This window comes from Pseudomonas sp. FP1740, assembly GCF_030687165.1.
Taxonomy (GTDB): Bacteria; Pseudomonadota; Gammaproteobacteria; order Pseudomonadales; family Pseudomonadaceae; genus Aquipseudomonas.
In genome coordinates this window covers 6,142,391-6,164,546 of sequence record NZ_CP117461.1, presented here as the reverse complement: position 1 = coordinate 6,164,546, position 22,156 = coordinate 6,142,391, and the positions used below count along the sequence as shown (strand labels likewise).

The window sequence follows — 22,156 nt, the reverse complement described above, 5'->3', positions numbered from 1 at the left end:
TCCAGTGATCTGAAGCCACCATGACTCTTAAAAGACTCTCTGTTGTATTGCTGGCCTGCCTGACATTGTCTGCCTGCGGCGGTGTCGACCCGAACTCGCCTCTGGGCCAGCGCAAGGCGATCTTCAAGCAAATGCTCAAGACCGGCGAAGACCTGGGTGGCATGTTGCGTGGGCGTATTCCGTTCGATGGCCCGAAATTCGCCGACGGTGCCGTGAAGCTCGACGCGTTGTCCCATGAGCCGTGGAAACATTTCCCGCAGGTGCGCGAAGCAGATCACACCAGCGCGAAGGATGATGTCTGGCAGAAGCAGGCACGCTTCCAGGAAATGGCCCGCACCCTCGAAGGCGCCACCGGTGAACTGGTGATCGCCAGCCAGGTTCAACCTTACAAGGCCAGCAACCTGGGGCCGGCGGTGCAGAAAGTCGAAGACGCCTGTAGTGCCTGCCATAAAGAGTTTCGGGATCATTGAGGCGGCGTATTCAAACCGGATTACTTATCCAGCTCGTCGAGCGCGTCCTGTAAATCCTTGCGCGATTGAGCCAGTTTGTCTTTACGCTTGTTGATCTTCTCGGCGTCGCCTTTTTTCATCGCCTTATCGAGGTCGGCCTGACGCCGACTGACTTCATGCTTGGCGTCGAGCACCTTGTTTTCCCGTTCCTTCTTCAAGGAAGCGTCGGTGCAATGGGCGGTAACTTCGCTCAGGGCGGTTTCCAGGCCAGCCTGTTGATCGGCGTTGCCGTGAGACTTGGCCAGTTCGATCTGGTTGATGATGCCTTGTTTTTTGGCTGCGCAGCCGGTCAGCCCCGGGGCGTCTTCGTCGGCCATTAATGGAGCGGCCATCACGCTGCACAGGGTTAACACGGCGAGCGGTGAAAGAAGTTTCATAAAGGCTCCAGGTGAAAAAATCGATGTAGCGATGGGCTGTTTGAGCGCATCGGTACCTATGGGTTCCCAGGCTGACGGGCGTCGCCGGCCGCTAAAAACCGTCAATCCCGGCAACACGTAATGTCTCGCTCAAGGCCAGCACCTGCGGGTCGCGGAAAAATGCGCTCAATTGCGCCGCGCGTCCCGGGCCGATGCCGGTTTCGGCCTGCCATTGTTCGGTGTTTCGTTGCGCCAGCACCTGCCATGAATCGGCGAGCTGTGCCTGGCCGGTCGGCGGCAAGCCCAGGGCTTTGAGCCAGCGAGCGAACGGTCGTTGCCGGGCGCTGTTGAAACTGTTCAAAAGACGGGCACTGCTGCGTTCGCCGAAGCCGTCAATGTTAGCAAGCTCTTGCTCATCAAGGGTCAACCAATCGAGCAGGTTGTCGAGACGTTCGGCCTTGAGCAGTTTCTCCCAGGTGCCCGGTCCGACATGCGGCAAGGCCAGCCCCTGTTTGCCGCTGAGCCAGGCCAGGCGTGCGAGAAACTGGCTTTCGCATCCGGGTGTCGGCTGCCAGCAACTCAACGGATGAAAATCTGCTGCCAGCGGTGCGTTCAATTCAGGACGTTCGGTGCTGCGCAATACCACACCGTCGAGCCTGGGGATGGTCAGCCCGGCCAGGCTGATGGCGACCTGATCGCCGGGACGAATGTCCAGCGCTTCCCAGCGCTGCAGGGAGCTGACGTTGACACGCTTGATCTGCCGGTCATCAAGCATCACCGGTGCCAGATCCAGCACCGGTGTGATCCGGCCGGTTCGTCCAATCTTGAAGTGGACCTTGCGCACTTCAGCCAACGCCTGGGCGAAGGGGTACTTCCAGGCGACACTCCAGAAAGGCGTTTTCGCCTGCCAGCGCTCGGCGGGTGGGCGCTGGTTCTGCCGCAAAACGACGCCGTCGCTGGCAAAGGGCAGGGGCGAGCGATACCAGTGATCGCGCCAGCGTTCGGCATCGGCAAATGCCTCGATCGGCTGGCTGTAGGGCGCGGTGCTCGGGAATCCCAGCTCATTCAGAGCTGCCACGCGGGCGGGCAGGCTTTTCGGGCCTTGTGGCCAGTCCCAGACGAACAGGCCGATACCGGCGGCTTGCTCAGGGTTCAGCGTCTTGCGTGCCATTAACCCGGCCACCGTGGCGCGGGCATTAAGGCTGCCGGCCTCGGTTTGCACGTGTTCGGTCAGGCGCCAATAGAGTTCGCCTTGCAACAGCAGGTCGAGTGGTTGTGGAAGTTTTTGAGGGATGGCGGCGATCTGGCGCGCTGAGGCAGTCCAGTCGTGGCCGGTTATCCCGTCACCACGGCTGATCGCCTGGTGCAGCCAGCCGTTGCGATAGATCAACGTCACAGCCACACCGTCGACCTTGGGCTGAATCCAGACCTCATCCCGATTTTTCAGCCAGGCTTCGACCGCGCGCCCATCGCGCAGTTTTTCCAGGCCGGTATGGGCAATGGGGTGAGCAATCGTGCCACCGGCAGTGCGCAACGGTTCGGCTGAAGGGCCTGAGTCAAAACACTCGCGCCATTCGCTTAGTCGTATGCGGGATTGATCATAGAGTTCATCGGCGACCAAAGAGCGTCCTTCGCGATGATAGCTGTCGTCCCAGAGGTCGATTCGCTTTTGCAGTGCGTTGATTTCGTCCAGAGCGCGGGCCGGCGGCCAATCAGGGCAGTCGGCGGCATTGGCGGTCAGGCAGGTGAGGGTCAGCAGGAAACCGAAAAACAGGCGCAGGTTGGGCAGCATCGAGAGCGTCCTTGCTCGTTGGGATGCTTTCAAGGCTAGTCAGGTTTCGGGTGTGGAGTGCAGAGGTGTAATTCTGCGTGTTTCGAGGTGAGATCTTCTTCATGAAAAAGCCCCGCACGGCGAACCGTGCGGGGCTTTTTGTGCAACCGGAGAAGTCTTACAGGCCGGCAGCAGAACGCAGAGCGTCGGCGCGGTCGGTTTTTTCCCAGGTGAACGTGGTGAACGTATCGTCGCCCACGGTTTTGGTTTCCGGGGTGCGACCGAAGTGGCCGTACGCAGCGGTGTCCTGGTACATCGGGTGCAGCAGGTCGAGCATGGTGGTGATCGCGTATGGACGCAGGTCGAACACTTCGCGGACCAGTTTGACGATCTTGTCGTCGCTGATCTTGCCGGTGCCGAAGGTGTTCAACGAAATCGAAGTCGGTTGAGCGACGCCGATTGCGTAGGAAACCTGAATCTCGCAACGCTCGGCCAGGCCGGCAGCCACGATGTTCTTGGCCACATAACGACCGGCGTAGGCCGCCGAACGGTCAACCTTCGATGGATCTTTACCGGAGAACGCGCCGCCGCCGTGACGGGCCATGCCGCCGTAGCTGTCAACGATGATCTTGCGACCGGTCAGGCCGCAGTCGCCCACCGGGCCACCGATGATGAACTGGCCAGTCGGGTTGATGTGGAACTGGGTGTCCTTGGACAGCAGTTCGGCAGGCAGCACGTGCTTGACGATCAGCTCCATCACGCCTTCGCGCAGGTCCTTGTAGGACACTTCCGGGTTGTGCTGGGTCGACAGTACAACGGCGTCGATACCGACAACCTTGCCGTTTTCGTAGCGGCAGGTCACTTGCGACTTGGCGTCTGGACGCAGCCAAGGCAGCAGGCCGGACTTGCGGGCTTCGGCCTGGCGCTGAACCAGTTGGTGCGAGAAGGTGATCGGTGCTGGCATCAGCACGTCGGTTTCGTTGCTGGCGTAGCCGAACATCAGGCCCTGGTCGCCGGCGCCCTGGTCTTCAGGCTTGGCACGATCAACACCCTGGTTGATGTCGGGGGACTGCTTGCCGATGATGTTCATCACACCGCAGGTCGCGCCGTCGAAGCCGACATTGGAGCTGTTGTAGCCGATGTCGAGAATCACGTTACGGACGATGTCTTCCAGATCGACCCAGGCCGACGTGGTGACTTCACCTGCGATGATTGCCACGCCGGTTTTCACCAGAGTCTCGCACGCCACGCGGGCGAACTTGTCTTCTGCAATGATGGCGTCCAGCACCGCATCGGAAATCTGGTCGGCGATTTTGTCCGGATGCCCTTCAGACACGGACTCGGAGGTGAAGAGGGAGTATTCGCTCATCTCGATTTTTTCCTGAATTTACCGATGGTGAGTGTCGCCAGCCGGTCGCTGAAAATGGCGGACCTGTATCTGGAAACCATTACGTAAGCCTACATAGAGGCTTTCCCCGGGAACGAGTCCCGCAGCGGTGGCCCAACGGGCCAGATCGTCCTGTTCAAACCCCAGCCAGAGATCACCGCAGGCCTCCTTGGCCCAACTCTGGTTGTGGCTACATAACTCTGTCACTAACAGGCTACCGCCTGGTTGCAGCAAACCGGCCATGTGCTTGAGCGCTTCGGCCGGTGCGGCAAAATGGTGCAGCACCATGTTCAGTACAACGCAATCGGCCTGAAGGCTTACGCCGTTCAATGCATCGGCCAATTGCAGGCTGACGTTAGCCAGCGTTTCACGTTCGCAGACCTGGCGGGCCAGTTCGAGCATCGCGGGGCTGTTGTCCAGCGCCGTGACCTGAGTGAAGCGACGCGCCAGTTCCGGCAGAAATGCGCCATCGCCGGGGCCTACTTCGATGGCCGTGGCGCCGGGGCCGAAACTCAGCTTGTCGAGCAGGGCCACCACGCTTTCGCGGTATTGCGGCAGGCCGGCGATCAAGTCTTGCTGGGCGCGAAACTTCTCCGCGACCCGTGAGAAAAAGTCCTGGCTGGCCGCCTCACGTTGCCCGTGGACCTGACCGATCCGCGCCTGGACGTCAGTCGGCAGGGTCAGGTTGTCCACTTCTTCGAGCAGCGCGGCATGCAGCTTGCCGCCCAGCAGGTCGGTGTGGGGCAGGGCACGACGGTAGAAAATCGCATTGCCTTCACGGCGGGTCGCCACCAGGTCGGCCTGGGCCAATACCTTGAGGTGATGACTCATGCCGGACTGACCGATGCCGAAGATCTGCGCCAGTTCCAGTACGCCGAACGAATCGTTGGCCAGCGCGCGCAATACATTCAGCCGCAGAGGATCGCCGCCGGCCTTGCACAGGGCCGCCAGCTCATCGCAATCGTCATGTTGAATGGAAGGCACGCGCAGATTCATAAGGCCAGCAGTCTAGTGACGGTCAGAAAACACCGCAAGAGCAATATCAAAAAGTTTTGATATTGGTCGATAGATGGCACTTCTTAACGTTAGTTTCAGTCCACAAACCAACAGCGGAAAGGTTTCATCAGTCGAATACGCCGTTATCCATTGGAAAAACGCCTTCGGATGACTATCTCTCATTGCCCCGAGGCGGGTCGGTGAGGGAAAATGCTCGCCTTTTTTCCGTTTCGTTTTATTCACTCTCGATTCAATATCCGCAGGAGATCAGCGATGCCCAGCCGTCGTGAGCGCGCCAACGCCATTCGTGCCCTCAGCATGGATGCCGTGCAAAAAGCCAACAGCGGCCATCCCGGTGCCCCTATGGGTATGGCGGATATCGCCGAAGTACTTTGGCGTGACTACCTGAAGCACAACCCGAGCAATCCATCGTTCGCCGACCGTGACCGCTTCGTGCTGTCCAACGGTCACGGCTCGATGTTGATCTACTCGCTGCTGCACCTGACCGGCTACGACCTGTCGATCGATGACCTGAAAAACTTCCGCCAGCTGCACAGCCGTACCCCGGGTCACCCGGAATATGGCTACACCCCGGGCGTTGAAACCACCACCGGTCCACTGGGCCAAGGCCTGGCCAACGCAGTCGGTTTCGCCCTGGCGGAAAAAGTCCTGGCGGCGCAGTTCAACCGTCCTGGCCATAACGTCGTCGATCACCACACCTACGTATTCCTGGGTGATGGCTGCATGATGGAAGGCATTTCCCACGAAGTCAGTTCCCTGGCCGGTACGCTGGGCCTGGGCAAACTGATCGCCTTCTACGATGACAACGGCATCTCCATCGACGGCGAAGTCGAAGGCTGGTTCACCGACGACACGCCGAAGCGTTTCGAATCCTATAACTGGCAAGTGATCCGCAATGTCGACGGTCACGACCCGGAAGAAATCAAGATCGCGATCGAAACCGCGCGCAAAAGCGCACAACCGACGCTGATCTGCTGCAAGACCACCATCGGCTTCGGTTCGCCGAACAAGCAAGGCAAGGAAGATTGCCACGGCGCCCCGTTGGGTGACGCGGAAATCGCCCTGACCCGTGAAGCGCTGAAGTGGAACTACGGCCCGTTCGAAATCCCGGCTGATATCTATGCCGAGTGGGACGCCAAGGAAGCCGGTCGCGCTGCCGAAGCCGAGTGGGATCAGCGTTTCGCTGCGTACTCCGCCGCCTTCCCTGAGCTGGCCAATGAACTGGTTCGTCGCCTGAGCGGTGATCTGCCGACCGATTTCGCCGAGAAGGCCCAGGCCTACATCGCTGAAGTCGCGGCCAAAGGCGAATCCATCGCCAGCCGTAAAGCCAGCCAGAACGCCCTGAACGCCTTCGGCCCGCTGCTGCCGGAACTGCTTGGCGGTTCGGCTGACCTGGCCGGTTCCAACCTGACCCTGTGGAAAGGTTGCAAAGGCGTCACCGCCGAAGACGCCAGCGGCAACTACATGTACTACGGCGTTCGCGAGTTCGGCATGAGCGCGATCATGAACGGCGTGGCCCTGCACGGCGGCCTGGTGCCTTATGGCGCGACCTTCCTGATGTTCATGGAATACGCCCGCAACGCAGTGCGCATGTCGGCGCTGATGAAGAAACGCATCGTCTACGTGTTCACCCACGACTCCATCGGTCTGGGCGAAGACGGTCCGACGCACCAGCCGATCGAGCAACTGGCCAGCCTGCGCTGCACACCGAACCTCGACACCTGGCGTCCGGCCGATGCCGTTGAATCGGCGGTGGCCTGGAAGTTCGCCCTGGAGCGCGACGACGGTCCTTCGGCGCTGATCTTCTCCCGTCAGAACCTGCAGCACCAAACCCGCAATGCGATCCAGATCGAAGAGATCGCCCGTGGCGGTTACGTGTTGAAGGACTGCGCAGGCGAGCCTGAGCTGATCCTGATCGCCACCGGTTCGGAAGTCGGCCTGGCCGTTCAAGCCTTCGACAAACTGACCGAGCAAGGCCGCAAGGTTCGTGTGGTGTCGATGCCATGCACCAGCGTCTTCGAAGCCCAGGACGCCGGCTACAAGCAATCGGTTCTGCCATTGCAGGTCAGCGCGCGTATCGCCATCGAAGCCGCCCACGCGGACTACTGGTACAAGTACGTGGGCCTGGAAGGTCGCGTGATCGGCATGACCACCTACGGCGAGTCGGCGCCTGCGCCGGCCTTGTTCGAAGAGTTCGGCTTCACCCTGGAAAACATCCTGGGTCAGGCTGAAGAGCTGCTGGAAGACTAAGGCACGCCGCGGTGGTTTTATGGCCACCGCGTTCCCTGTGTAGGAGCTGCCGCAGGCTGCGATCTTTTGATCTTAAAAGATCGCAGCCTCGTTTCACTCGACAGCTCCTACCAGCTCCTACAGGGATTTGTGTTGTTAGCAAGAATTCGTCTGCCGCGACTATCGAGAACCCCATGCCTCAACCGCGTCCTTACAAAGTTGCACTCAACGGCTACGGCCGGATTGGTCGTTGCGTCTTGCGTGCGTTGTTTGAGCGAGGCTCGACGGCTGGGTTTGAAATTGTCGCGATCAACGATCTGGCCGATATGGCCAGCATCGAATACCTGACACGCTTCGACTCCACTCACGGGCGGTTTCCCGGCGAAGTGAGGGTTGAGGGCGATTGTCTGCATATTAAGGGCGACTGCGTGAAGGTCCTGCGCAGTGCCACCCCCGAAGGCATCGATTGGGCGTCGTTGGGCGTCGATCTGGTGCTGGAGTGCTCCGGCGCTTATCACACCCGTCAGGATGGCCAGCGTTTTCTCGACGCTGGTGCGCCACGGGTGCTGTTTTCCCAGCCGATGGCCAGCGAGGCGGATGTCGATGCCACCATCGTCTACGGCGTGAACCAGGATTGCCTGACCGGCGATGAGCTGCTGGTGTCCAACGCGTCCTGCACCACCAACTGCGGCGTGCCGCTGTTGCGCCTGCTGGATCAGGCCATTGGTCTGGAATACGTGTCGATCACCACCATCCACTCGGCGATGAACGATCAGCCGGTGATCGACGCCTATCACCACGAAGACCTGCGCCGCACCCGTTCGGCGTTCCAGTCGGTGATTCCGGTGTCCACTGGTCTGGCGCGAGGCATTGAACGCCTGCTGCCGGAACTTGCCGGGCGAATTCAGGCCAAAGCCGTGCGGGTGCCGACGGTTAACGTGTCCTGCCTCGATATTACGATGCAGACCGTAAGCGATACCGACGCCACCGAGGTCAACCGGATTCTGCGCGAGGCCGCCACCCATGGCCCGCTCAAAGGCCTTCTGGCCTACACCGAGTTGCCTCACGCCAGTTGTGATTTCAATCATGACCCCCATTCGGCCATTGTCGATGCCAGCCAGACCCGCGTTTCCGGCCCACGGCTGGTGAACATCCTGGCCTGGTTCGACAACGAATGGGGTTTTGCCAATCGAATGCTGGACGTTGCAGAGCACTATTTGCAAGCCGCTACTACTCCACAATCTGTCTTTCAAAAACAGTAACCCAGGAATTGCGACCCATGACCGTGTTGAAGATGACCGACCTCGATCTGCAAGGTAAGCGCGTACTGATCCGCGAAGACCTCAACGTCCCAGTCAAGGACGGTGTTGTCACCAGCGATGCGCGTATCCTGGCTTCGCTGCCGACCATCAAGCTGGCCCTGGAAAAAGGCGCGGCAGTGATGGTCTGCTCGCACCTTGGCCGTCCGACCGAAGGCGAATTCTCGGCCGAGAACAGCCTCAAGCCAGTGGCTGACTACCTGAGCAAGGCCCTGGGCCGTGAAGTGCCGCTGGTGTCCGATTACCTGGGCGGCGTCGACGTGAAAGCCGGCGACATCGTGTTGTTCGAAAACGTGCGCTTCAACAAGGGCGAGAAAAAGAACGCCGACGAACTGGCCAAACAATACGCCGCTCTGTGCGACGTGTTCGTGATGGACGCTTTCGGCACTGCTCACCGTGCCGAGGGCTCGACCCATGGCGTGGCCAAATTCGCCAAAGTCGCCGCTGCTGGCCCGTTGCTCGCCGCCGAACTGGACGCACTGGGCAAGGCCCTGGGCTCCCCGGCCCAGCCAATGGCCGCCATTGTTGCGGGCTCCAAAGTGTCGACCAAACTCGACGTACTCAACAGCCTGAGCCAGATCTGCAACCAGCTGATCGTTGGTGGCGGCATCGCCAACACCTTCCTGGCCGCTGCCGGTCACCCGGTTGGCAAATCGCTGTACGAGCCGGACCTGCTGGACACTGCCCGTGAAATCGCGGCGAAAGTCAGCGTGCCATTGCCGGTGGACGTGGTGGTCGCCAAGGAGTTCGCTGAAAGCGCGACCGCGACTGTCAAGCTGATCGCCGACGTGGCTGCAGACGACATGATCCTGGACATCGGCCCGCAGACCGCGGCGAATTTCGCCGAGCTGCTGAAGTCGTCCAAGACCATCCTGTGGAACGGCCCGGTGGGCGTGTTCGAATTCGACCAGTTCGGTAACGGCACCAAAGTGCTGGCCCAGGCCATCGCGGAAAGCTCGGCGTTCTCCATCGCTGGCGGCGGTGACACCCTGGCGGCCATCGATAAATATGGCGTTGCCGAGCAAATCTCCTACATTTCTACCGGCGGCGGCGCGTTCCTCGAATTCGTCGAAGGCAAAGTGCTGCCGGCCGTTGAAGTCCTGGAAAGCCGGGCCAAGGCCTGAGGTCGCCCATTTGACCAGGCAAAGGAGTGTTCAGATGGTCAGGACATTAATGCTGTTGATCGCCGCGGGTATGCTGGCGGCTTGCGGGAGTAACCCGAAGGCTACGCCGGAACCCGCGCCATCCGCGTCGGATAAAGGCTGCTACCAGGCTGACTGGCAAGCGGAAACCAACCCGGTGATCAACAAGCGGTCCGGGCCCGATGGCCTGGACAAATACGAGACGCAGACCCCGACCAAGGAACATGGCTGCCCTTGACGGGTCTGACTCTTTACTCAGGGCTGGCGGCATGCGCCGTCGGTCGAGGAACACGGATGAAACGCTTTATTGCCGTTGCGGCACTGGCATTGCTGGCAGGTTGCGCCAATTTGAACCTGTTCAACACTGCCAAGCCAGCGGACAGCTGGACCACCTGGACCTGCGACAGCCAGGCCAAAGTGCTCTGGCGCTACACTGATGTGAGCCGCAAGGAAGTCGATGTTCGCCTGGGCGGCGCCGATCAGGTCTACCGCCTGAAGCTTGAGCCGGGCGCTGAAGGTTCGCTGTATAGCAACGACATGCTGGCGTTTCACATAAAGGGTGAGGAAGGCCTGGTGTACTGGGTCGCCACCAATGATTTGATTGGCCGCGGTTGTAAAGCGCAGTAATTGACACGCCACGGACCTAATGTGGGTGCGGGCTTTTGTGGCGAGGGGGCTTGCCCCCGTTGGAGTGCGAAGCACTCCCGAAGCCAGCGGATGCAGTGCTTCAGTTAGACCACGTCGTCCGATTTGCGACTGCTGCGCAGCCGAACGGGGGCAAGCCCCCTCGCCACAAGGCTTCAGCGATACAAGAGTTTTGTTGTACCGAATCCGCAGCCCGGGCCAACCCCCGATCTGCAATAACTTGAATAGCCGCCGCCGCTACGGCAGGCTGGCACGATTAACGACCCTCAACCGGGAGAGACACACACAATGGCACTTATCAGCATGCGCCAGATGCTGGACCACGCAGCCGAGTTCGGCTACGGCGTTCCAGCCTTCAACGTCAACAACCTTGAGCAGATGCGCGCCATCATGGAAGCCGCTGACAAGACTGACTCCCCGGTGATCGTCCAGGCTTCGGCCGGTGCCCGCAAATACGCAGGCGCCCCGTTCCTGCGTCACCTGATCCTGGCGGCCATCGAAGAATTCCCGCACATCCCGGTGTGCATGCACCAGGACCACGGCACCAGCCCTGACGTCTGCCAGCGCTCCATTCAACTGGGCTTCAGCTCGGTCATGATGGACGGCTCCCTGGGCGAAGACGGCAAGACCCCGACCGACTACGAGTACAACGTTCGCGTTACCCAACAAACCGTGGCCATGGCTCACGCCTGCGGCGTCTCGGTAGAAGGCGAGCTGGGCTGCCTGGGTTCGCTGGAAACCGGCATGGCCGGTGAAGAAGACGGCATCGGCGCCGAAGGCGTTCTGGATCACAGCCAAATGCTGACCGACCCGGAAGAAGCCGCGGACTTCGTCAAGAAGACCCAGGTCGACGCCCTGGCCATCGCCATCGGCACCAGCCACGGCGCCTACAAGTTCACCAAGCCGCCTACCGGCGACGTGCTGGCCATCGACCGCATCAAGGAAATCCACAAACGCATCCCGAACACCCACCTGGTGATGCACGGTTCGTCTTCGGTTCCGCAAGAGTGGCTGGCGATCATCAACCAGTACGGCGGCGACATCAAAGAAACCTACGGCGTACCGGTTGAAGAAATCGTCGAAGGCATCAAGCACGGCGTGCGCAAGGTCAACATCGATACTGACCTGCGTTTGGCGTCCACCGGTGCGATGCGTCGCCTGATGGCCACCAACCCGAGCGAGTTCGACCCGCGTAAATTCTTCGGCGCGACTGTTACTGCGATGCGTGACGTGTGTATTGCGCGTTATGAGCAGTTTGGTACTGCCGGTAATGCTTCGAAGATCAAGCCGATTTCGTTGGAAGCGATGTTCCAGCGTTACCTGAAAGGCGAGTTGAACGCTAAGGTTAACTAAGCCTTAGAGTTTGACCCGTGTTGTGAAGAACCCGCCGAGAGGCGGGTTTTTTCTGGGCAGGGATTTTTTGCGCGCAATAACTACCCAAAAGTCAGAGAAAATGGCGCTGCCGCTTGCTCAATGGCACTGACCACATGAGGCGCCTGTTCCCGATACTCAGGATAGCGTTCAAGTACTGCTTCAACCGAGGCAAGCAATTGCTGCATGCGCTCCTGAGGTCGCTCGATCTCACAGGTGTGCGCAAACTCAAGCAGTCCTTGCCGCGAGGCAAACATTGACTTGTTGCCCGCCAGATCCAAAGCCAAAACATCTTCCGGAATATAGGCCGTGGTGTTAACGATGTCGTAGGCCGGCGCCAGGTGTGCATCGCGTTGCGTAGGATCGGAATAGAGCAATCCGAAGTTTTTCAAATGAGCGTCGCCATTCCCGACAATACAGCTCAGGGCAACGCTATCGAAGAGTTGATCAAGGGAGGTGCGTAAATGTTTAGTCGGGCAGAACACGCGAATAGCCTTGGCGATTGCCGCATAGCTTTTGCTGTACTTCTGGTTAGCCGATAGCCCCATCAACACCGCCATGTCTTCAAATCCAATTGGGTTGAGCTGGTCGTCGCGATCAAAGCGACGCATGACAAACAGCTTGGCATTGTCGGAAAGGTAAAACGGCGGAACGGGAATACCGGCCTCCTTCGCAATGGACATGCAAAGGAACTCGTTGATTGCCAGACCGGGAAATTCGTCTCGGCCACTTTTGATAATCAGGTCCGAGGTTTTCGATGTCACCCGTGGCAATCCGGTTTCCAGGCGTTCCGGTACCAACACTTTGGGTTGAACGCCGGAAATGCCGGCACGCAGGATGTAGCGATCAAGAATGTCAGCGAAGATATCTTCCGTGCCGTCCCAAGTCAGAATCTCTTCGAGTTTCTCCCCCGGAAATTGTTGCTCCTCCAGCAAGGCGTCAACCGTTTCAGACCGCACTTGCACCCTGCCAATGGGCGAAGTGCTGCCGGAAAGCGCCAGCAAAAGCATCGGATCGACATTCACGGTCTTGGCCAATCGATTGCGCAGTTGCTCCAATACATAGCCTTCCGGCAGATTCATCTGAAAAACAGGATGGAGTTCGCGCCGACGAAACTCGTTATGCCTTACTGGCATCGACAAGCTGATAGCCATTTCTGGCGATGCATCGTCGTGATAACGGAATGTGAAGTCTTCGGCATCGCTGAAAAGCCTGCCGCTACGCCCCTCGGGCGTGCTGACTTTGAGAGAGGACATTTTCATTCGAATAAATCCCCAAGCTCTTCAAGGGTCGGCATAGCAGCTGGAACGACAGCAAGCTCACAATCCAGAGCGCCAAGGACGCGCGCATAGGCGATCATGCCGACAGACAGAGTACCTTTCTCTACTGCGATGACTTTGTATCGTGTCAGCCCCGCGAGGTCGGCAAGCTGTGCTTGCGTCAGCCCGCGATTTATACGTTTTTCGCGTATTTGGTTGCCAAGACGGCTGATCAACAGAAAATAATCCATGTTCCGCTTCCGTAACATTTATAGCTAAATGTAGCGTATACGCAACATTTTATCTACGTCGTATTTAAGTCCACGGCCATCGGCGACACGGGGATCGAGGTTAACTAAGCCCGAGCGTTAAGCTGCGTTGATAAGAAACCCGCCGAGAGGCGGGTTTTTTCATTGGAAGAAAGTTTGCTCGCCTTGCACCAACCGAGCCGCGATTACTCCTTCAATTCGACATGATCCAACGCTTGATTCACCGCCAATTCACCGAGCATGACCACTTGCGCAATGCCCAATAGGGTCTTGCGATGTGAGGTCTCCAGCAATGCTGCGAAATTGTTGAGCATGAGGGTGGCCGAGCCGAGTGTTTCGCTGGCGTTGGCCAGCAGGGCTTCGGTGTTGTACTTCGGATTGGCGAGGTACATGGGCTCGGGTTCGTGGGTGGTGGCCATGATTTTGGCGGCCGGGTTGAGGTAGTGGTCGAGGGCGCGCTCGGCGGCTTCGTGGAATTTCTTTGAATCGGGGGATTCGTAGGGGGATGCCGGGTCTGTGACCGGCGGATTCGGAGTAGCTTTGAACATTTGGTGTATTCCCAATTGGGCCGCAACCAATCCGCTACTACACGAAAGGGTGGCGGCTGTACGCAAGTTAGTAGACCGGGCGAATCCACCAAAATCCCGGCGCACCCGAGGGCGCCATGCGCACAGCCACCATCAAGTACAGGTAAATGCCTGACTAAATGACGCTTGTACGTTGGTGGACACGCCGGGCTACTAAACCCGATCACTGCGAATCAGTGACACGAATCAAGTTACCGATGGCCTCCCAGACGCACAAGCCGGCGGATTCTGGCGTACCCGTAGGCAGTGACGCAAGCCGATGTAGGCCTCATGAAGTAACGCTGCGTGTCTTTAAACGTTGGCGTTTAAGTGGGGGCTGATGCCGGTCAGTGAAGAGATGGAGTTGGACATAAAGAACCTGTGGCGAGGGAGCTTGCTCCCGTTGGGCTGCGCAGCAGACCCTCTTTTTGGGGGCCGCTTCGCGGCCCAGCGGGAGCAAGCTCCCTCGCCACAAAGGGTGGATTCCTGCGGTCTTTCAGGGATTACGTATTGTGATCGATATCCAGATGGCTGAACGTCACTTCCCCGCCTTCAGTGGTGTACCCGGTGTTGTCCTGCACATAAACCCCGGCCTTGAAATACAGCGGCTTATCACGCCACATCGTGCTGATGTCGGTGTCCCATTGGTACCCCGCTGCACTGATGCCTAATGCACCGCCTGGGCTGAGGTGGATGAGGTAGGAGAATTCCTGATTGAGTTTCACGCCGGTGGCGATGGTGATGACCCGGGCGGTGTCGTCGTCGGGGTGCATGCGGACTTTGGCGACGATGTTGCCGGTCGCGCTGTAGTCCTTGTATTGATACTCGACCTTCACCATGGGCTTCTGGCTGTTGAAGGCGTGGATCTGGCCAATGACAATCTTGCCCGAGCTGGGCACCTGGCTGACCGAGAGGGTGGCACGCAGGAAGTTGTCTGCGTCGGGGTAGTACCAGTTCTTCAGCGTGCCATTGCTGTAGGTTTCGCGCAGTTCGGTGCGCGGATAGATCGCATTTTCGGTTTTGGAACCGGTGACCGGGGACCAGAAAAACAAGGTACCGGTGTCGGAGTGGAAGTATTGATCCTTGAAGCCGTCTACCAGCTTGGCTGTTTCGACGGTGTACGGCGGGCTGCCGACAGGAACGCTGAGGTTCCAGGTTGCGAGATCGATCATAATTCAAGCTTCCACTTTTTTTACTGCACGTGCGTGCCAGAAGCTCTAGCTCGCGCCTTCGGGTGGGTCTTTATAAGCGTAGAAGGCCTCTTTGTTAATGCCCTTCTGGCAGATGATTGGCGTCAACAACCTGTCGAAATGCCATCCTTCCCGGTTTATAAGGCCTGCAGGGCTGACCGTTAGTCGGCTATATGAAACTTTACCGAAGTGATGGGATACGAGCGGCTTCTGCTTTAAGGGATCCGGGTCTAGAGTGAAGTCGCAATAGGTGACCGGTTTTAACAAAAGGCCGGCCTGAGGCCCCGAACAAGAGATGCAGCATGGAATGCGCACAATCTAAGCCAGCTGAAGGCAACTCAATCCTGTTAATTGTTGATGATTACCCTGAAAACCTGATCAGCATGCGCGCGTTATTACAGCGCCAGGATTGGCAGGTCATGACCGCGGCTTCCGGTTTTGAAGCCCTTGGCCTGTTACTCGAACACGATGTCGACCTGGTGCTGCTGGATGTGCAGATGCCGGGCATGGACGGTTTTGAAGTGGCGCGCTTGATGCGCGGCAGCCAGCGAACCCGTCTTACGCCAATCATTTTTCTTACCGCCAACGAACAGTCCCAGGACGCGGTGATTAAGGGCTACGCCAGTGGCGCGGTGGATTACCTGTTCAAACCGTTCGACCCGCAAATTCTCAAACCCAAAGTCCAGGCGTTGTTGGAACACCAGCGTAATCGCCGTGCCTTGCAGCGGTTGAGCCATGATCTGGAAGTCGCCCGGGCCTTCAATGCCTCGGTGCTGGATAACGCCGCCGAAGGCATTCTGGTGGTGAGTGAGGACGGGCTGATTCGCTTCGCCAACCCGGCGATGTCTCGCTTGCTCAATGCCACGGTGAACGACCTGCAAGGCAAGGAGTTTCTGGATTTCCTGCAAAAACCGCACATTCCGATCTGGGCCGATTCCGAGTTGTTTGCCGGTTACAAACGCGGTGAAACCCTGCGCTTGCACGATGCGCTGCTGCGTACCGCGCCCGGCCAGCAAGTGCCGGTGGCGTTGTCTTGCGCGCCTTTGCCCGCCGAACAACATGCGATGGTGGTGACGGTGCTGGACATGTCGGTGGTGCGCCATCTGCATCAGCAGTTGGAGTTCCAGGCGGTGACCGACCCGCTGACCGGGCTGCTCAATCGCCGGGGTTTCTACCAGACCGTTGAAAACCTGCTGCTGCGCGGCGAACGTTCCGACAGCACTTGGGTGCTGTTGTACCTGGACCTCGACGGCTTCAAGCGGGTCAATGATTCCCTCGGCCACGATGCCGGCGACCGGGTGCTGCGTTGGGTGTCCGAGCAGTTGAAGGCGTGCCTGCGGCCCTTCGATATTCTGGCGCGGATGGGGGGCGATGAGTTCACTGCGTTGCTGGATCTTGAGCTCCCCGAGCAGGCGGCAAAGATTGCCGAGAAGCTCATCGAGCGGGTGTCGATTTGTCAGCAGATCGAAGGCATGGACATCGCCTTGGGTGCCAGCATCGGCATCGCCACTTATCCCGATTGCGGGTCTAATCTGGACGGGCTGATGCGCGCCTCCGACATTGCCATGTACGAAGCCAAGCGCGCCGGGCGTCAGCAATATCGCTTCTACGATCACGAAATGAACGGCCGGGCACGCTCGCGGCTGATGCTTGAAGATAGCGTGCGCACGGCTATCGAGAACCGCGATTTCAACCTGGTGTATCAGCCCCAGGTGGCGATTGCCGATGGGCAGATCCGCGGGTTCGAAGCGTTGTTGCGCTGGCAGCATCCGAGTGTCGGCGATGTACCGCCGGGGCTGTTTTTGCCGTTGCTGGAAGAGGCGCGGTTGATCAGTCGCCTGGGTAGCTGGATTTATCATCGCGGGGCCAAACAGCGCAAAGCCTGGGAAACCTTGTTTGCCGAAGATCTGGTGCTGGGCGTCAGCTTGAGCAGCACCCAATTCGGGTTGCCCAACCTGGTCACCGAGCTGCGTCAGGTGCTGGAGCGCCATGGCCTGAAGCCGCAGCAGCTGGAAGTCGAGGTCACGGAAGAGGCCTTGATGTCTAACCCCGACGAGACCCGCAAGCAACTGCGTTTGCTGCGCAATCTGGGGGTACGGGTGGCGCTGGATGACTTCGGCTCCGGGGCTTGTTCGCTGGCGCATTTGCGCGACCTGGAACTGGACACGCTCAAGCTCGACCGGCATTTGATCGCCCGGTTGCCAGGGTCCGAACGGGATGCGGCGCTGGCACGCAGTGTCATCGATTTGTGCAACCGGTTAGGGCTGTTGGTGATCGCCGAAGGGGTTGAAACGGTGGCGCAATATGAGTGGCTGCAAGCCAACGGTTGCCAGTATGTGCAGGGTTTCCTGGTGGCGCGGCCGTTGATGGCCGAGGATACCGGTCACTTTGTCGAGCCGTTCGACTGGGGCGCGCTGACGAGTTGAATTCGCTACACTGGCAACCTTTTCGTGATGCGTGTTGCCGCTCCAATGACTGTGTTGAAATACCTCCAGGCTTATCCTGCCGCGTTGCAGGACCAGGTGCGCCAACTGATCGCCGAAGGTCGGCTGGGCGATTACCTGAGCCAGCGCTATCCGGAAAAACACGGGGTGCAGAGCGACAAGGCGCTGTACGCCTATGCCCTGGACCTCAAGCAGGAATACCTGCGTAACGCCCCGGCCATCGACAAGGTGTTGTTCGACAACCGTCTGGACCTGACCCACCGCGCGCTCGGTCTGCACACCGCGATCTCACGGGTGCAGGGTGGCAAGCTCAAGGCCAAGAAAGAAATTCGCATCGCCTCGCTGTTCAAGGACGCGGCGCCGCAGTTTCTGAAGATGATCGTGGTGCATGAGCTGGCGCACTTCAAAGAGTCGGATCACAACAAGGCGTTCTACAAGCTGTGCGAGCACATGTTGCCGGGGTATCACCAGGTGGAGTTCGATTTGCGGGTATACCTGACGTGGCGGGATATGCACTGAACAAATCTGCTAATTAATCGGGAGTGCATGGATGGACGTGAGCAAGACCAAGAGCAGCTTCTACCGCCGATTGTACGTGGCGTACCTGATCGACAGCGGGCTGGCCAGTAACGTCCCTGCATTGACCGAGGTGACCGGCATGCCCCGACGCACGGCTCAGGACACCATCGCGGCGTTGGCGGATCTGGATATCGTTTGTGAATTCGAGCAGGAAGAGGGCGCACGTAACCACGCGGGGCGCTATCGGATTCGCGAGTGGGGGGCGATTGATCGGGGGTGGATCGAGCGTAATCTGCGGCAGATCAAAGCGGTGCTTGAATATCCCTGAATTCCCGACCCCGATCATTCCCACGCAGAGCGTGGGAACGCTCATAGGGGCCTCAGGAACGGTGCATCCCGATATGCGGAATCTGATCCTCGAGGTATTCCTCACCCACCACCACAAACCCGTACCGCCCGTAGTACCCCTGCAAATGCGCCTGGGCCGAGAGGTAGATCGGCACCTCGGGCCAGTGCTTCTCGGCCTGTTTCAACGCCTGGCTCATCAACTCATGCCCAAGCCCGGCACCGCGTGCCTGGGGTGCAATGATCACCCGGCCAATCACCACGTCGCCGCCCTGCAATTGCGGGTCGAGCAATCGCAGGTAGGCCACCAGCCGATCCCCGTCCCAGCCCATCAAATGGCAAGTGTCACCTTCCAGGTCCTGGCCATCGATGTCTTGATAAGCGCATTTCTGCTCGACGACAAACACTTCGGCGCGCAGTTGCAAAATGGCATACAGCTGCTCTTTACCCAGATCGCTGTGGTGTTTGCAGACCCAATCGATTGTCATCTTCACATTCCTTGAACAACGTTGTTCCGATACTAAGCGCCCTGAGGCGGGATGTCTTTATGGCAGGGGAATCTGTGATGAAAGCCAAAATGCCATCATTCATTTCTCGCGAAATTGTCTTCTTTGTGTAATCTGCGAGGAAGCGCTGTGCAATGGCCTCAATGAGCTAATGTTAGGACCTGGGTTCGCCGGTAGAGGAATCCTGGAGTTTTGGCTGAAAAACACGTCGGGCAGCCCGCCCGCTAAGGATTTCTGGCATGCCGCGGTTTCATCGAGCGTTTGCTTTGATCGGATTGCTGTTGCTGACACAGGCCGAGGCTGCGGAAAAGCTGCGTCTGGTCGCCGATGCCTGGCCACCCTTTACCGACGCCACGCTGGTCAATGGCGGTGTGGCCACGGACATCGTCAGCACCGCACTGGCCCGAGCCGGTTACGCCAGCGATTTCGAACAAGTGCCGTGGGCACGGGCCTTGTTTGGGGTGGGCGAGGGACGTTACGACGTACTGGTCAACACCTGGTACACCGACGAGCGCACGAAGCTGGGGCAATTTTCCGGTGAGTACCTGCTCAACCGCGTGCGCTTTCTCAAGCGCAAAGACACGCCAATCGAATACAACAACCTGCAACAACTGCACACCTACCCGATAGCGGTGGTACGCGGTTATGCCTATTCGCAGGAATTTGATGAGGATGTGTCGTTGCAGAAAGTCCCGGTGCATAACTTCGCCATGGCCGTGCGCATGGTCGCGGCCGATCGGGTCAAGCTGACTTTGGAAGACGAGTTCGTCGCCCGGTATTACCTGGCGCGGGAATCACCCAAAGTGCGCAATGCCGTGGAGTTCCTGCCCAAGCCGTTGAGCGAGAACAGTCTGCATATTCTGGTGAGCCTGAAGAACCCGGAGCATGAACAGATCGTCGCCGGTTTCGATCGCGAGATTGCGGCGATGAAGGCTGATGGGAGTTATGAGAAGTTGCTCAGGCAGCATGGGATGTGATCTGAAAGGCCTGCGGTGTCTGAGCTGAAGCCTTCGCGGGCAAGCCCAGTCACTGCACATCTCAGGCTTCGCTGGTGTCCTTGATCAAATGTGCCGCCAACGTCCGCAACGGCCCCAGTTGCCGACAGATCAGCGCCAGTTGCGTCTGTACCAGCCGCTGCCCTTCATCGATTTCATCCGGCATCTGCTCAAGCGCATTGGCCAGCGCTTCTTCCTCATCACTCTGAATTGCCACCGGCTGTTTGCTCGCCAGGCCCTGGGCGATATCGTCGAGGCTGGCGGCCAGACTCACGCCCGCACCGTCGATCAAGTGCTCGCGCACATCCGACGGCAGTTGGGTTTCACGGTGTGCCCCAAGCCCCGACAAATAGCTGAGCAGGGTGTGCGACAGCACCAGGAATCGGAACCCGACATCGGCTTCCTTACGGAAGTGCCCCGGCTCCATCAGCATGTTGGCCAGTGTCGTCGACAACGCCGCGTCGGCGTTGTGCGCGTTACGTCGGGCCAGGCGATAAGCCAGGTCGTCGCTTTTACCGGCGGCGTATTGCTGCATGATCTGGCGCAGGTAAATGCTGTTGCAGGTGAGGGTATTGGCCAGCACTTTGTTCAGGCGTCGGCCCTGCCAGTCCGGCAGGAACAGGAATACCGCCAGGCCGGCGATCAGGCTGCCGAGCAAGGTATCGAACAGTCGCGGCAGAAGCAGCCCGTAACCGTCGCCCACCTGGTTGAAGCAGAACAGCACCATGACCGTAATGGCGGCTGTCGCCAGGGTGTAGCGGGTGGTGCGGTTGGTAAAGAACACCACCCCGGCAACGATGGCGAAGCTCGACTGGATCAGCGGGTTGGGGAACAGATCGAACAGCGCCCAGGCCACGGTCAGGCCGATGGCGGTGCCGATGATCCGCTGGCCCAGTTTGCGGCGGGTGGCGCCGTAGTTCGGCTGACAGACAAACAACGTGGTGAGGATGATCCAGTAACCTTGCGAGGGGTGGATCAAATGCACCATCGCGTAGCCGATGCTCAATGCCAGGGGCAGGCGCAGGGCGTGGCGGAACAGCAAGGACGTTGGCGTCAGCTGTGTGCGCAAGCGAATCCACACATCCTTGAGGCTGCGTGGCGAACGGTCGAGCAGGCTGCTGTCGGTGGCGTCTGCAAGCGCATCGGGGTTGCTGGCGTCGCTGAGCAAACGGTCGAGGGTGCCGAGGTTGGCGGCCAATGCCCGCAACGAGCGCAACAGACCGCGCCAGGCCGGGTTGCTCTGGATGCGCAGGTGTTCGAGGGAGGCATGCAGGTCGCTCAGGGCTTCGGCGAAGCTGGCGTCATAGATGAACGGCTGGCGCATCTGGATCGATTCGGCCAGCGCGCGGCACACCTTGCCTTGTTGGCGCAGCAGGCGCTGACAGCGGAACAGCACGTCGCTGTGGAAGAACGCCTCGGCCAGCGCGTTGTAAGGGTAGTGCGAGGAGCTGGCGCGCTCGTGGATGTCCTGGGCGAGGAAGTACAGCTTCAGGTAACGGCTGAGTTTCGCACCCGGTCTGCCATCGCCGACCCGGTGCAGAATGATTTCCTTGGCGGCGTTCAGGGCCGCCACCACCCGACCGTTCTGCTGGGCCAGTTCCAGGCGGCGCGCTTCCACGTCCAGTTGCCGGATCGGTTCGAAGAGTGACGATTTCAGCTTCAGGTAATAACCCAGCTCACGGAACAACCGCGCCAGGCTTTGTTGCACCGGCTGGTTGGAAAACAGCGCCTGCCACAGCACCGAGAGCAAGCCATACCAGGCCGCACCAGCCACCAGCAGCACCGGCTCGTGCCAGAAATCAGTGACCGCGCCGCCGCGCTGGTCCACGCCGATCATGGTGTAGACCGACAGAATCAGCGTCGCCGAAGCAATCGCGCCATAACGCTCGCCCAGCGCGCCGAGCATGGTCAGACAAAAACTGGCCAGGGCAAAGGCGATGATAAAGAGGATGGGGTAGGGGAAGAGCAGTTCGACGGACAGGGCGGCGACCATAAAACACACCAGCGTCACGGCCAGTGCGTTGAGGCGGCCCTGCCAGCTGTCGTCGGTTTCGGCCAGGGCGCTGGCGATGATCCCCAGGAACAACGGGATCAGCAGGCCCATTTCATCTTGATACCAACACAGCGCCATGGTGCCGGTCAGGGCAATGAACACCCGCACGCTGTAACTGAATTTATCCAGCGCCCAGAGGCGACGCAGAGACTGCCGAAATGTGGTCGATGACATGAAGTGCGAAGGCCTTCCGAGGCAATGACGCTAAATTGAGCCACTAATGACGCCGACGCAATGGCGCCGATCACATCAGACAGCAAAATC

The 22,156-nt window shown here is 59.2% G+C and carries 21 protein-coding genes; 11 read left to right on the top strand and 10 right to left on the bottom strand.

What is annotated here, in order from left to right; all coding sequences use genetic code 11:
• Window positions 1-20 precede the first annotated feature (20 nt).
• Window positions 21-470 carry a cytochrome c gene (locus PSH69_RS27760; RefSeq protein ID WP_086944420.1) on the top strand — a complete coding sequence of 150 codons (450 nt, stop codon included), beginning with the start codon at window positions 21-23 and terminating at the stop codon, window positions 468-470.
• A 20-nt stretch (window positions 471-490) separates the two neighbouring features.
• Here PSH69_RS27760 and PSH69_RS27755 read toward each other — a convergent pair whose 3' ends face one another.
• The 4 genes from PSH69_RS27755 to PSH69_RS27740 form a co-directional block, all read right to left on the bottom strand.
• Entirely contained in the window at window positions 491-886 is a 396-nt protein-coding gene (locus tag PSH69_RS27755; protein WP_258671434.1) for a DUF1090 domain-containing protein, read from the bottom strand.
• A gap of 91 nt (window positions 887-977) precedes the next feature.
• Entirely contained in the window at window positions 978-2,657 is a 1,680-nt protein-coding gene (gene ligB / locus PSH69_RS27750; protein WP_305410367.1) for an NAD-dependent DNA ligase LigB, read from the bottom strand.
• A 157-nt stretch (window positions 2,658-2,814) separates the two neighbouring features.
• Complete coding sequence (gene metK, locus PSH69_RS27745; protein WP_007937912.1) at window positions 2,815-4,005, bottom strand: methionine adenosyltransferase; 1,191 nt, start codon at window positions 4,003-4,005, stop codon at window positions 2,815-2,817.
• An 18-nt stretch (window positions 4,006-4,023) separates the two neighbouring features.
• Complete coding sequence (locus tag PSH69_RS27740; RefSeq protein WP_019650255.1) at window positions 4,024-5,019, bottom strand: metalloregulator ArsR/SmtB family transcription factor; 996 nt, start codon at window positions 5,017-5,019, stop codon at window positions 4,024-4,026.
• Between the two features lie 273 nt (window positions 5,020-5,292).
• Here PSH69_RS27740 and tkt point away from each other — a divergent pair, with 273 nt between their 5' ends.
• The 6 genes from tkt (at window position 5,293) to fba (ending at window position 11,728) form a co-directional block, all read left to right on the top strand.
• The gene (tkt, locus tag PSH69_RS27735) at window positions 5,293-7,290 is read left to right on the top strand and encodes a transketolase (RefSeq protein WP_018928751.1); all 1,998 of its coding nucleotides are present in this window, start codon (window positions 5,293-5,295) and stop codon (window positions 7,288-7,290) included.
• A gap of 173 nt (window positions 7,291-7,463) precedes the next feature.
• Window positions 7,464-8,531: an erythrose-4-phosphate dehydrogenase gene (gene epd / locus PSH69_RS27730; RefSeq protein WP_064620897.1), complete on the top strand. Its 1,068-nt coding sequence runs from the start codon at window positions 7,464-7,466 to the stop codon at window positions 8,529-8,531.
• 17 nt (window positions 8,532-8,548) lie between these two features.
• Window positions 8,549-9,712, top strand: coding sequence for a phosphoglycerate kinase (locus PSH69_RS27725; protein WP_007937921.1), 1,164 nt, complete (start codon window positions 8,549-8,551; stop codon window positions 9,710-9,712).
• A gap of 34 nt (window positions 9,713-9,746) precedes the next feature.
• The gene (locus tag PSH69_RS27720) at window positions 9,747-9,968 is read left to right on the top strand and encodes a hypothetical protein (RefSeq protein ID WP_064620894.1); all 222 of its coding nucleotides are present in this window, start codon (window positions 9,747-9,749) and stop codon (window positions 9,966-9,968) included.
• 56 nt (window positions 9,969-10,024) lie between these two features.
• Window positions 10,025-10,357: an MliC family protein gene (locus PSH69_RS27715; protein ID WP_105340861.1), complete on the top strand. Its 333-nt coding sequence runs from the start codon at window positions 10,025-10,027 to the stop codon at window positions 10,355-10,357.
• A 306-nt stretch (window positions 10,358-10,663) separates the two neighbouring features.
• Window positions 10,664-11,728 (top strand): class II fructose-bisphosphate aldolase, encoded by a 1,065-nt coding sequence (gene fba, locus PSH69_RS27710; RefSeq protein WP_018928755.1) that lies wholly within the window; start codon window positions 10,664-10,666, stop codon window positions 11,726-11,728.
• Between the two features lie 80 nt (window positions 11,729-11,808).
• Here the strand turns inward: fba and PSH69_RS27705 are convergent, their stop codons facing one another.
• The 4 genes from PSH69_RS27705 to PSH69_RS27690 all read right to left on the bottom strand — a co-directional run bounded on the left by PSH69_RS27705 (window position 11,809) and on the right by PSH69_RS27690 (window position 15,012).
• Window positions 11,809-13,008, bottom strand: coding sequence for a type II toxin-antitoxin system HipA family toxin (locus tag PSH69_RS27705; protein WP_305410366.1), 1,200 nt, complete (start codon window positions 13,006-13,008; stop codon window positions 11,809-11,811).
• On the bottom strand, window positions 13,005-13,256 hold the full coding sequence (locus tag PSH69_RS27700; protein ID WP_064620880.1) for a helix-turn-helix domain-containing protein: 252 nt from the start codon (window positions 13,254-13,256) through the stop codon (window positions 13,005-13,007). Before PSH69_RS27700 ends, PSH69_RS27705 begins: the two co-directional genes overlap by 4 nt.
• Window positions 13,257-13,459: 203 nt before the next feature.
• Entirely contained in the window at window positions 13,460-13,822 is a 363-nt protein-coding gene (locus PSH69_RS27695) for a hypothetical protein (protein ID WP_305410365.1), read from the bottom strand.
• A 521-nt stretch (window positions 13,823-14,343) separates the two neighbouring features.
• Window positions 14,344-15,012, bottom strand: coding sequence for a polysaccharide lyase family 7 protein (locus tag PSH69_RS27690; RefSeq protein WP_305410364.1), 669 nt, complete (start codon window positions 15,010-15,012; stop codon window positions 14,344-14,346).
• A 320-nt stretch (window positions 15,013-15,332) separates the two neighbouring features.
• Here PSH69_RS27690 and PSH69_RS27685 point away from each other — a divergent pair, with 320 nt between their 5' ends.
• The 3 genes from PSH69_RS27685 to PSH69_RS27675 are packed head-to-tail and all read left to right on the top strand — an operon-like array spanning window position 15,333 to window position 18,321.
• On the top strand, window positions 15,333-17,456 hold the full coding sequence (locus tag PSH69_RS27685) for a bifunctional diguanylate cyclase/phosphodiesterase (protein ID WP_305410363.1): 2,124 nt from the start codon (window positions 15,333-15,335) through the stop codon (window positions 17,454-17,456).
• 45 nt (window positions 17,457-17,501) lie between these two features.
• Entirely contained in the window at window positions 17,502-17,993 is a 492-nt protein-coding gene (locus PSH69_RS27680) for a M48 family metallopeptidase (protein WP_007937938.1), read from the top strand.
• A gap of 31 nt (window positions 17,994-18,024) precedes the next feature.
• Window positions 18,025-18,321: a helix-turn-helix domain-containing protein gene (locus tag PSH69_RS27675; protein ID WP_007937940.1), complete on the top strand. Its 297-nt coding sequence runs from the start codon at window positions 18,025-18,027 to the stop codon at window positions 18,319-18,321.
• A 52-nt stretch (window positions 18,322-18,373) separates the two neighbouring features.
• On the opposite strand, the gene PSH69_RS27670 is transcribed toward PSH69_RS27675, so the two are convergent.
• Window positions 18,374-18,826, bottom strand: a complete 453-nt coding sequence (locus tag PSH69_RS27670; protein ID WP_305410362.1) for a GNAT family N-acetyltransferase — start codon at window positions 18,824-18,826, stop codon at window positions 18,374-18,376.
• 257 nt (window positions 18,827-19,083) lie between these two features.
• Between PSH69_RS27670 and PSH69_RS27665 the strand changes: the two genes are divergently transcribed.
• Window positions 19,084-19,821: an ABC transporter substrate-binding protein gene (locus PSH69_RS27665; protein WP_018928760.1), complete on the top strand. Its 738-nt coding sequence runs from the start codon at window positions 19,084-19,086 to the stop codon at window positions 19,819-19,821.
• Window positions 19,822-19,882: 61 nt separating this feature from the next.
• Here PSH69_RS27665 and yccS read toward each other — a convergent pair whose 3' ends face one another.
• Complete coding sequence (yccS, locus tag PSH69_RS27660) at window positions 19,883-22,066, bottom strand: YccS family putative transporter (protein WP_305410361.1); 2,184 nt, start codon at window positions 22,064-22,066, stop codon at window positions 19,883-19,885.
• Window positions 22,067-22,156: the final 90 nt, after the last annotated feature.